Origin of the sequence: Sphingobacterium sp. UBA2610 (genome assembly GCF_002339225.1) — a bacterium.
Taxonomy (GTDB): Bacteria; Bacteroidota; Bacteroidia; order Sphingobacteriales; family Sphingobacteriaceae; genus Sphingobacterium; species Sphingobacterium multivorum.
In genome coordinates this window covers 124,019-134,407 of sequence record NZ_DDKA01000028.1, presented here as the reverse complement: position 1 = coordinate 134,407, position 10,389 = coordinate 124,019, and the positions used below count along the sequence as shown (strand labels likewise).

General features: G+C 39.2%; 16 protein-coding genes. 9 read left to right on the top strand and 7 right to left on the bottom strand.

Annotated features, from left to right (window positions below):
• Positions 1 to 44 precede the first annotated feature (44 nt).
• The 5 genes from rimO to rpmB form a co-directional block, all read right to left on the bottom strand.
• On the bottom strand, positions 45 to 1,382 hold the full coding sequence (gene rimO / locus B4Z47_RS20090; RefSeq protein WP_070562563.1) for a 30S ribosomal protein S12 methylthiotransferase RimO: 1,338 nt from the start codon (positions 1,380 to 1,382) through the stop codon (positions 45 to 47).
• Between the two features lie 18 nt (positions 1,383 to 1,400).
• Positions 1,401 to 2,363 (bottom strand): signal recognition particle-docking protein FtsY, encoded by a 963-nt coding sequence (ftsY, locus tag B4Z47_RS20085; RefSeq protein ID WP_046672598.1) that lies wholly within the window; start codon positions 2,361 to 2,363, stop codon positions 1,401 to 1,403.
• A gap of 139 nt (positions 2,364 to 2,502) precedes the next feature.
• Positions 2,503 to 2,664: a DUF4295 domain-containing protein gene (locus B4Z47_RS20080; RefSeq protein ID WP_070562566.1), complete on the bottom strand. Its 162-nt coding sequence runs from the start codon at positions 2,662 to 2,664 to the stop codon at positions 2,503 to 2,505.
• Positions 2,665 to 2,715: 51 nt separating this feature from the next.
• The gene (gene rpmG / locus B4Z47_RS20075; RefSeq protein WP_002998409.1) at positions 2,716 to 2,898 is read right to left on the bottom strand and encodes a 50S ribosomal protein L33; all 183 of its coding nucleotides are present in this window, start codon (positions 2,896 to 2,898) and stop codon (positions 2,716 to 2,718) included.
• A 76-nt stretch (positions 2,899 to 2,974) separates the two neighbouring features.
• Entirely contained in the window at positions 2,975 to 3,208 is a 234-nt protein-coding gene (rpmB, locus tag B4Z47_RS20070) for a 50S ribosomal protein L28 (protein ID WP_046672597.1), read from the bottom strand.
• Positions 3,209 to 3,425: 217 nt separating this feature from the next.
• Between rpmB and B4Z47_RS20065 the strand changes: the two genes are divergently transcribed.
• The 3 genes from B4Z47_RS20065 to B4Z47_RS20055 all read left to right on the top strand — a co-directional run bounded on the left by B4Z47_RS20065 (position 3,426) and on the right by B4Z47_RS20055 (position 5,104).
• Positions 3,426 to 3,677, top strand: coding sequence for a hypothetical protein (locus B4Z47_RS20065; protein WP_046672596.1), 252 nt, complete (start codon positions 3,426 to 3,428; stop codon positions 3,675 to 3,677).
• Positions 3,661 to 4,383 carry a DNA repair protein RecO gene (gene recO, locus B4Z47_RS20060; protein ID WP_070562569.1) on the top strand — a complete coding sequence of 241 codons (723 nt, stop codon included), beginning with the start codon at positions 3,661 to 3,663 and terminating at the stop codon, positions 4,381 to 4,383. The genes B4Z47_RS20065 and recO overlap by 17 nt, the downstream gene beginning before the upstream one ends.
• A gap of 232 nt (positions 4,384 to 4,615) precedes the next feature.
• A complete protein-coding gene (locus tag B4Z47_RS20055; protein WP_070562574.1) occupies positions 4,616 to 5,104 on the top strand; it encodes a DUF805 domain-containing protein in 489 nt (162 codons plus the stop codon).
• A gap of 151 nt (positions 5,105 to 5,255) precedes the next feature.
• Here B4Z47_RS20055 and B4Z47_RS20050 read toward each other — a convergent pair whose 3' ends face one another.
• The gene (locus B4Z47_RS20050; RefSeq protein ID WP_046672594.1) at positions 5,256 to 5,450 is read right to left on the bottom strand and encodes a hypothetical protein; all 195 of its coding nucleotides are present in this window, start codon (positions 5,448 to 5,450) and stop codon (positions 5,256 to 5,258) included.
• Positions 5,451 to 5,625: 175 nt separating this feature from the next.
• On the bottom strand, positions 5,626 to 5,817 hold the full coding sequence (locus tag B4Z47_RS20045) for a cold-shock protein (RefSeq protein ID WP_046672593.1): 192 nt from the start codon (positions 5,815 to 5,817) through the stop codon (positions 5,626 to 5,628).
• Between the two features lie 162 nt (positions 5,818 to 5,979).
• Between B4Z47_RS20045 and B4Z47_RS20040 the strand changes: the two genes are divergently transcribed.
• The 6 genes from B4Z47_RS20040 (at position 5,980) to gcvT (ending at position 10,374) form a co-directional block, all read left to right on the top strand.
• Positions 5,980 to 6,696, top strand: coding sequence for an SIMPL domain-containing protein (locus tag B4Z47_RS20040; RefSeq protein ID WP_046672592.1), 717 nt, complete (start codon positions 5,980 to 5,982; stop codon positions 6,694 to 6,696).
• 2 nt (positions 6,697 to 6,698) lie between these two features.
• Complete coding sequence (locus tag B4Z47_RS20035; protein WP_070562577.1) at positions 6,699 to 7,196, top strand: DUF4112 domain-containing protein; 498 nt, start codon at positions 6,699 to 6,701, stop codon at positions 7,194 to 7,196.
• A 140-nt stretch (positions 7,197 to 7,336) separates the two neighbouring features.
• On the top strand, positions 7,337 to 7,705 hold the full coding sequence (locus B4Z47_RS20030) for a DUF4359 domain-containing protein (RefSeq protein WP_070562579.1): 369 nt from the start codon (positions 7,337 to 7,339) through the stop codon (positions 7,703 to 7,705).
• 1 nt (position 7,706) lies between these two features.
• Positions 7,707 to 8,399, top strand: coding sequence for a pseudouridine synthase (locus B4Z47_RS20025; RefSeq protein ID WP_286727751.1), 693 nt, complete (start codon positions 7,707 to 7,709; stop codon positions 8,397 to 8,399).
• Entirely contained in the window at positions 8,393 to 9,211 is an 819-nt protein-coding gene (locus B4Z47_RS20020) for a DUF6929 family protein (RefSeq protein ID WP_286727750.1), read from the top strand. The genes B4Z47_RS20025 and B4Z47_RS20020 overlap by 7 nt, the downstream gene beginning before the upstream one ends.
• 80 nt (positions 9,212 to 9,291) lie before the next feature.
• On the top strand, positions 9,292 to 10,374 hold the full coding sequence (gcvT, locus tag B4Z47_RS20015) for a glycine cleavage system aminomethyltransferase GcvT (RefSeq protein ID WP_070562585.1): 1,083 nt from the start codon (positions 9,292 to 9,294) through the stop codon (positions 10,372 to 10,374).
• Positions 10,375 to 10,389 lie beyond the last annotated feature (15 nt).

Here is a 10,389-nt window from a genome sequence, read left to right as displayed (position 1 = left end):
AGGGAGGCCCGTTTGTTTATAGTATCATCTATAAGCTTTTATACTTATTTCCTTACAATCTCACCATATAGATCGAAATCTTCAGCTCGGTCGATTTTTACCTGAACAAAATCACCAATGCGTGCATAAGAATCTACCGCGGGAATCAAGACCTCATTGTCGACCTCCGGAGAATCGTATTCTGTCCGGCCAATAAAGTAATCGCCGTCTACCCGATCAACCAGTACTTTATAGGTATTACCGACTTTGGACTGATTGATATCGTACGAAATACCTTGCTGTATTTCCATGATGGCTTCCACCCGTCCTTCTTTTACTTCCTGTGGAACATCGTCCTCCAGAGAATGTGCGTGCGTCTTTTCTTCATGAGAATAGGTAAAACACCCTAATCTGTCAAAACGGGTTTCTTCAACCCAATCCAACATCTCCTGAAAATCCTGTTCAGTTTCACCTGGATAACCACAAATTAATGTTGTACGCAAAGCGATATCTGGAACTTTGTCACGTATTGCGTTGACAAGATCAATCTGTTTCTGTTTTGTTGTACCTCTTCGCATAGACTTCAACATCGGATCAGATATATGTTGTAGTGGCATATCCAAGTAATTACAGATATTCGAACGTTCGTTCATTGCGTCCAAAATATCCATTGGGAAACCCGAAGGATAGGCATACTGCAGTCTGATCCATTCGATACCATCAACATCTGACAAATGGCGCATTAAATCAGAAAGATTGCGCTTTCCATAAATATCTAAGCCATAATAGGTCAGGTCTTGTGCAATCAGAATCAATTCTTTCGTGCCGTTCGAGGCAAGAAATTTTGCCTCTTTGACAAGATCGTCAATGGATTTAGAAACGTGTTTACCACGCATCAGGGGAATTGCACAAAAAGAACATGGTCGGTTACAACCTTCAGCGATCTTAAAGTAAGAAAAATGCGAAGGTGTTGTCAATAAGCGCTCACCCAATAACTCGTGTCGATAATCAGCACCAATGGATGACAATAGCTCCGGTAAATCGTTCGTACCGAAAAAGGCATCAACATTGGGGATTTCAGCCTGTAACTCCGGCTTATATCGCTCAGAAAGACAACCTGTAACGATCACTTTGTTGATTTTACCCTGATCTTTTAGATCCGAATATTGTAAGATCGCATCAATTGACTCCTGTTTGGCATTATCAATAAAACCGCAGGTATTGATTACGACAATATCATTCGCTTGTATATTGGATGCTTCATGCACGACTTCCATCTGATTGCCCTTTAACTGGCCCATCAGGACTTCACTATCGTGAATATTTTTCGAACAGCCCAAGGTTACCACATTGACACGTGGTTTATTTATCAAAGGGGCTGGTTTCGCGTATTTTGTCTTCATATGATTAGACGGTAGACTCTATTTGAAAAGGGAGTCGACAAATTCCTTTTTGTTAAACAACTGAAGATCACCAATTTTCTCTCCTACACCAATATATTTCACCGGGATCTTAAATTGATCAGATATACCAATAACCACCCCGCCCTTCGCCGTTCCATCGAGTTTCGTCAATGCTAAAGCGTTCACATCGGTTGCCTGTGTAAATTGCGTACATTGCTCAATGGCGTTTTGCCCTGTTGATGCGTCCAAGACCAACAAGATTTCATGTGGTGCACCTGGAACAACCTTTTGCATAACATTCTTAATCTTCGTGAGCTCATTCATTAGCCCAACCTTATTGTGCAAACGGCCTGCGGTATCAATGATACACACATCTTCGCCATTTGCTACTGCCGATTTCACGGTATCATAAGCCACTGAAGCAGGATCCGAGCCCATGGCCTGAGCGACAACACGCACGCCAACACGCTCACCCCATAATTTAAGTTGATCAACAGCAGCCGCCCGAAAGGTATCCGCTGCCCCCAATACAACTTTGCTTCCAGCTTGTTTCAGCTGATGAGCCAGTTTGCCAATAGTCGTTGTCTTGCCAACCCCATTGACACCTACAACCATAATAACGTATGGTTTATGATCGCCATAATTGAAATTCTCGAAATCAGCACTATTGTTCTCTGCCAGTAGCGTTTGAATTTCTTCTTTCAGGAGATTGTTGAGCTCAGAAGTAGAAACGTACTTATCTCGGGCAACACGGGCCTGTATGCGATCAATGATTTTTAAGGTAGTCGTAACCCCAACATCAGAAGTAACCAAAACCTCTTCCAGATTATCCAGCACATCGTCATCTACTGTTGATTTACCGACGACAGCTTTTGTAATCTTGGAAAGAAAGCCTTCTTTTGTTTTTTCCAAACCTTTGTCTAAGGCCTGTTCTTCTTCTTGTGTTTGTGGTTTTTTCTTAAAAAAATCAAATAATCCCATGGAGTGTAGTAGTGAAAATTGATGTTCAAATATAAACAAATGTCCTCAACAAAAAAAGCCCTTTCGGTAGGATACCAAAACGGCTATTTTTATCGAATTCTTTTTAAAGAAAAACTTTAAAAAAGGAAAATGCTACTCGTTATTTTTGAGCTGCAGCAACGACGTCTTTCACTTTATCGTTGTGAACCATACCTTCTTTGAAAGTATACGCGCCAGTTTTTGCAGATTTAGTAGTAATAATAACCTTTGTAAATTCTTTACCGCCACCTTTTTGTAACGATGCAACTGCTTTCTTTGCCATGGTATATTAATATTTTACTTAGCCTCTCTTTCAAGTGCTAAGATGTGTGACTTACTTAATTTCTTTATGAACAGTAACTTTTCTCAATACTGGGTTGAATTTTTTCAATTCCAAACGCTCAGTTGTGTTCTTTTTGTTTTTAGTAGTGATGTAACGAGACATTCCCGGAAGACCACTTTCTTTGTGTTCAGTACATTCTAAGATAACTTGTACTCTATTTCCTTTTTTAGCCATTGTTTTACTTTATTTTGAATCCTATTATAGGATTGAAATTCATGAATAATCTTAATGTAACAGGCGCGACAATCAATTAGATTGACCCTTTAACGATAAATTTATTGATCGCTGCTGTAATCCCGTTCTTATTGATAGTCTTGATAGCAGAAGTAGATACTTTCAACGTAATCCAACGATCTTCTTCTGGAATGTAAAAACGTTTCGTTTGTAAATTTGGATAGAATTTACGTTTAGTTTTAACGTTTGAGTGAGAAACGTTATTTCCTGTTAACGCCGCTTTGCCTGTTAAATCACAAATTCTTGACATGATATTATTTTTTTGTTGTCTTTATTACAATATGTTAATCCTTTGCACTCTCTGCAAAGAGTTTGCAAATATCTATATTTTTTTTTGGATAAGCAACAAGATAATTGGAATTATTTTTAAAAATAGTTCTACACAGGAAGGGTAAGGGCAAAAATAAAGGATTTTATTGTATTATATTTGCTCTGTAAAGAAAAATAGTTTTCAACAATTCACATTTATGAACAAATATCTTCGCAAGGGCTTAAGGGAAATAATCATTGGTGTCGTACTTGTAATCTTAGGATATTACCTCATGGAACAACGCTCCAACTGGTATAAACTTGCTATGCTTGTCGGAGTTATTGTATTTAGTATCGGTGTCCTGACTTTGATCTATCGCATGATTCGTAAAGTAGACCGAAATGCCATTATGGAGATGCGCGAAGAATCGCATAAAAAAGAGAAAGAAGGAGATGCTGATCAAAACTAGGGGTATTGTCCTAAAAACAACCAACTATTCGGAGAGTAGCCTTGTTGCGCAGATATACACGGAACAGTTTGGGATGCAATCCTATCTCATCACGGGCGCAAGGAAGCCTAAAGCAAAGATCAAGGCCAATATTCTTCAACCCTTACATTTACTGGAAATTGTCGCTACACATAAAGATAATGGTTCTTTACAGCGGATCTCCGAAGCGCGTCAAGTCCCTGTCTTGCAAGAAATACCTTATGATATTGTTAAAAGCTCGCTCGCACTTTTTCTGAATGAAATACTCTATAAAATTCTGAAGGAACAAGAAAATGACGATTATCTTTTTGAATTCATCCATCAGTCTGTACGTTGGCTAGATGAAACGCATTTAAATCTGGCCAATTTCCATCTTGTTTTTTTAATCAAGCTAACCCGCTTTCTCGGGTTTTATCCCGCTGAATCAAAACAGGCCCACCCTTATTTTAATCTTCATGAAGCTACCTTCTCCGATAGCCTTCCTGAACACCCGCTTGTATTACAGGAACCACATACGTCAATTTTCAGAAATTTAATCGAATCCGAATATTCGAATTGTGACCGCATAAAAATGACCGCTTCTGATCGACAATTCCTGCTGGAAAAAGTGCTCGACTTCTATCGTCTCCACCGCACAAATTTTAAAGAAATAAAATCGCTCTATATACTCGAAGAAATATTTAGATAAGCTACGCACAGCTTTCTCCTTTGAAAGCGAATTCTATGCTGCCTTTAGATCCAAAACAGGCGGATGAACGCGGCTATTCTTTTGCGCAAGCGCAGCAACTGTAGCTCTTCCAAACACTTACCCTTTTATAATAATTGATCTCTCGGATAAATTCTTGGTACATTTATTGTAAAAAAATTGAAATAACATTTTGATTTACTAGAATCATTTTCACCTAAAAAAGTCTTAAAATATGGAACTTAAAGAAAACTTTTTAAAGGTTGTTCGAGACAACTATGCCAACTTTGAAGGAAGGGCTCGCCGTAAGGAATATTGGATGTTTTTCCTTGCAAATCTCATCATTAGCGCAATATTTGCAATACTTGGACAAATTGCAAGCTTATTTACGTATGTCTCAGGTTTAGTAAGTTTAGCTTTAATAATTCCTGGAATAGCCGTTACGGTCCGAAGATTACATGACACCAATAAATCAGGCTGGTTTATATTAGTTGCATTGATTCCATTTATTGGTTGGATCTACCTGCTTTACTTATTGGTACTGGAAGGCGACAAGGCTTCAAATCAATATGGTCCAGATCCCAAAGGGATGGAAAACGTAACAAATCATCCTTTTACTCAAAGCCAAGATCCCTTCGGTTCTTCTCGGCCACAGGACCCATTTGGAAGTTCACAACCATCAAATCCTACGCCACCAGCACCTGATAAAGATCCTTTTGCTTAGATGCTAACAGCATAAAAAAAGCTTTCACAATTGTGAAAGCTTTTTTTATATTATTTTGCTTCTTCTCTATACCACATCAATGGTCGTCAAAAGAAAATATTCGATAGCCTACAAACATGTATACGCTCGTCGAATGCAATCCAATAAAAAATTAATGTCTGTGTTTTTTCTTTTGTTGTCCCGGAGCAAAATCACGTGCCGACTGCTCACCATAGTATTTTTTAGCATGCCCAGGAGGCATTCTTTTCGGACCACGGCCATGACCATGGTGATGATGGGCAGAATAACAGGCCGACATGGATAGCGCAATAACAACAGACAGCCCCAATACTAGAATACGTTTCATCTTCACTAACTATTTTTAAATACCCTATTACAATTATCAGTCCAAATTATTTACTCAAGCAAGTAAACACGCCCTGTCGCAGAATATCCTTTTCTAAGAGCCAGATTTCCCATAAAATAAAAAAGCCCATGCTGTTCGCATAGGCCTTTTCACAATAAATATATCTTGAATCTAATTAGATAACTCTTACATTTACCGCATTAAGACCTTTACGGCCTTGTTCAACTTCGTAAGATACATTGTCATTCTCACGAACTTTGTCTACTAATCCAGAAACGTGAACAAAAATTTCGCTCTCGCCTGAGTTAGGGATGATGAAACCGAAACCTTTGGTCTCATTAAAGAATTTTACTTTACCTTCTTGCATGGCACTATATTATTAATTTCCCTAAAGGTAGAGAAATAAAATCAAAAATCTTAACCTTTTTATTTTTTTTATCCGTTAAACTTTTTCATAAACTTTGGCTCCAATCTTGTAGCAATGCGATAATGGCAATCGTATTATTATAAAAAGTTAAAGACGAAAAATATGAAAAAAATACTATTAGGACTAGCCTTTTTAGGTTTGATGACCCAAGTAAACGCGCAACAAATGGTTAATAAAGAATTTGTATCTACGGTAGGCCGTGCAGAAGAAGAAGTAACACCAGATATTATCTATATTGATGTTACCCTAAAAGAGTTTTATGAGAACGGTAACACGAAGAAAAAGGCCGCAATAGAAAAGCTAGAAAAAGATCTGTTCGATTCGGCGACAAAAGCGGGTGTAAAAAAAGAAGATTTTACCATCCAGAATATCTGGAGCTATAATGTTCCGGATAAAAAGAAAAAAGACACCGATATCTTGCTCTCCAGACAATACCGTATTAAGGTAACCAACTTGAACAATTTGGGCCAACTATTAGACGGTGTTGACAAAGCCGGTATCCAAAGCACCTATATTAGCGAATATGATTATTCAAAGAAAAAGGAGTTGGAAAAAAGTTTAAAAACCAAGGCGGTATTGGATGCAAAAGTCAATGCTCAAATTTTGGCAGAAGCCGCAGGCCAAAAAATTGGTAAAGCGATCGTATTATCTGAAACACCACAACAAATTATATTTGGCGTACAACCGATGATGCGTAATGCCATGTATAAAGGTGCTATGGCCGAAGCAGCAGACAGCGCTGGTGACAGTGGGTTAGATTTAAATATCAGACCGATGAAAGTTACGAGTGAAATCAGCGCTTCATTTGAGTTATTGTAATCATGCATAGGGAAAAAACTCCAGCAGATAAATTAAAACAAATTGACCAAGATTTCGGTTGGATTGACCGAATATCTTGGTTAATGGATAATCAATTCAAGATTGGAAACTTTCGCTTCGGACTTGATCCAGTCTTGAATCTCATCCCCTTAGGTGGCGCGATAGCGGGCTTCGGAACCTCTCTGGTTCTTGTCATAGCCATGTGGCGTAACGGCGCCAGTCCAAAATTAGTCATACGCATGTTACTCAATATCTCGATTGATGCTGTTTTGGGTAGCATTCCTTTCCTCGGAAACTTTTTTGATTTTTTTAGCAAGGCCAATGAAAAGAACATCAAATTATTACGACAACATTACTACGAAGGCAAGCATTCAGGCTCGGGTATCGGTATAATCATCAGTATTCTAACGGTCTTCTTCTTATTCATCGGTGTTACATTTTATCTTATCTGGACGTTATTCTCTTGGGCATTCTCGCTATTGAATACCCTCGGATCCTAAATAAACCTCCTTGCTTCACCTATAGGGCAGAATCCTTCGCATTTCTCTTAAAACAGTTGCCCATATCTAATATCTATTTAATAATTTTGATCGCGATAGTCATCGTGTTATGACATCCAGAACTTAATCTCAAATTTAAAATGAGCAAAAAAAGAATATTTGCACTGATTTTGATCGTCATCATGCTGGCCGCAATTTTGACTAACCCAAGCAAAGAGGAACACGAAAAGGTTGTACGCGCGAAAGCTGAACAGCTATTGAAAAGCCAGCTTCATGCGAAAGATCAAGAGTTTTTCGGATTGGGGATGCAGCTCTTCGGAAATGACATCGTCGATAAATTTATCCAAAGTTCCGTTGTGGTCGACAACTACTATTTGTTTTCGCTAACCAAAATAAAATGGCAGGGTACAGAACAGATTATCGGTGGCGGAGCTTTTAAATACATCTGGCTGAGCCCAAAAATTGATGAAAAGGCCGACGAAATTATTGCTGCATTGAAAAAGATTTAACATGCCTTTAGAAATACTTTATCAAGACGAATCCATCGTTGCAATCAATAAACCACATGGACTATTGGTGCACCGATCTGCTATTGCGCGCGATGCTTCAGCGTTTGCCCTACAGCTCCTTCGGGACCAATTAGGAAAAACCGTTTATCCCGCACATCGTTTGGACAGGAAGACCGGAGGCATTCTGTTATTTTCATTAAATAAGGAGACGGACCAATACTTACAAAAAAGTTTTCAGGAGCGTAAGATCGACAAAAAATACCTCGCTGTTCTGAGGGGCTTCGCGCCAGCAGAAGGCCTGATTGACTATCCCTTAAAAAGGGACGATGGCACCGTTCAGGAAGCACAAACATCTTTTCGCTTACTTGCTCAAGGCGAGTTGGCCGTTCCCTTCGGAAAATTTCCGACAGCACGATACAGTCTCGTCGAAGCCAACCCAATTACGGGTCGTATGCATCAGTTACGTCGCCATTTTGCACATATCTTTCATCCCATTATCGGCGATCGTCCGCACGGATGCAACAAACAAAACAGGTTCTGGAAAGAAGCCTACCAAATGGATACCTTGCTATTGCATGCGTCGGAACTGACCTTTAAACATCCATTATCGGGCGACGATATTCACATCAAAGCGCCTCTACAACCCGATTTCATCCGGGTATTGGAAATATTAAACCTCAACGCGATATGTTAAAATTGATTCTCGAAGCCTTTATCAGCATATCCGGTATTACCGCAGCTTCCGGTATCGTCTACCAGAACAGGCAGATACATATCGTTTCTGACAATAGCAATTATATCTACAGCTATAGTATCACAGACCAAAAGTTGTCTAAAACGGCACTACGGCAGTCTGATCCAATGGAAAATAGGGCTAAAGCAGCTAAAATGGATTTGGAATCGATCACTTTCGATGGAAGCCGCTATTATCTCTATGGTTCTGGTTCTACCCCAAACAGAAACACTCGTTTTATTTGGGACGGCAAAACAGTCCTTCAGGAAGACTACAGTAACATCTATTCTTCCTTAATGGAAAAATTCAATATTTCCAAAGAAGACTTCAATATTGAAGGCGTAGTTCATTTAAAAGATAAGATCTTATTTTTTAACCGGGGAAATGGCCCTAAAGGCATAAATGCCATTTTAGAGTATCATCCGCTTGCTGCTGAACAATCCCGCTGTATCCCGATTGAACTACCCAAGCTCAATGGCATCTCGACAGGTTTCTCAGATGCCACCCTGGTTGGAAATGAAATCTATTTTATTGCTACCGCCGAAAATGCAAAATCGACTTATCTGGATGGAGAGATCAGTGGTTCCCTCCTTGGAAAAATACCTTCCGATCTTTCCGGCAAACCCGAGACATTCGAAATTCCCGAAAAGCATAAATTTGAAGGAATCACATTGAAAGAGGAAACTGCCCATGGCCTAATGTTCCTACTATGTGAAGATACCGATAGCGAAGATGATCATATGACCATCTATTCGCTCCGGGTAAGCAATTAAATCGATTGTTCTAAAATGGATTCACAGTGAGGAATCACGTATATTTTATTAAATTTGTAGCTGATTAAAACTTAATTTTTATGTTAAAAAATACTGCCCTTTCGGAGACGCACATTGCTTTAGGAGCAAAAATGGTTCCCTTTGCAGGCTTCAACATGCCCGTACAATACACAGGCATCAATGATGAGCACGAAACAGTTCGCACAGGTGTAGGAGTTTTTGATGTAAGCCACATGGGTGAATTCATCCTAAAAGGGGAAAAAGCCCTGGATCTACTTCAAAAAATCTCTTCCAATGATGTGTCAAAATTATACGATGGCAAAGTTCAATATGCTTATATCCCCAATGAAACTGGCGGTGTAGTTGATGACTTCCTAACATACCGTATAGACGATAAGACATATTTTTTGGTTGTGAATGCGTCAAATATTGAGAAAGACTGGAACTGGATCTCCAAATACAATACAGCTGGTGTGGAGATGAAGAATATCTCTGATCAAACCTCCTTATTCGCGGTACAAGGTCCTAAGGCTGCAGATGCACTTCAATCGCTTACCGACATCGAATTAGCTCCAATGGAATATTATACCTTTGCAAAAGGTACATTTGCGGGCGTAGAGAATGTGTTGGTTTCTGCAACAGGATATACGGGAGCTGGAGGTTTTGAAATCTATGTGGCCAATGAAGATGCCCAAAAAGTATGGGATGCTATTTTCGAAGCCGGTAAAGCTTATGGAATCAAACCTATTGGTTTAGGTGCCCGTGATACTTTACGTCTAGAAATGGGTTTCTGCCTATACGGAAATGACATCGACGATAATACCTCTCCTTTAGAAGGCGGTTTAGGCTGGGTAACGAAGTTTACAAAAGACTTTGTGAATTCTGCGGCGCTTAAAGCGGAAAAAGAAGCTGGTCTAAAGAAAAAGCTCGTTGGTTTCGAAATGATTGACAGAGGCATTCCTCGTCATGATTACGAAATTGTTGATGCTGATGGAAATGTAATTGGACGTGTGACTTCAGGTACACAATCACCAACATTGAAAAAATCAATCGGTTTAGGTTATGTGGACACAGCCTTTTCAAAAGACGGCACCGAGATCTTCATTCTGATCCGTAATCAAAAAATAAAAGCAAAAGTAACAAAACCACCATTTGTGAAGTAATAAAAAAAGCCTGCT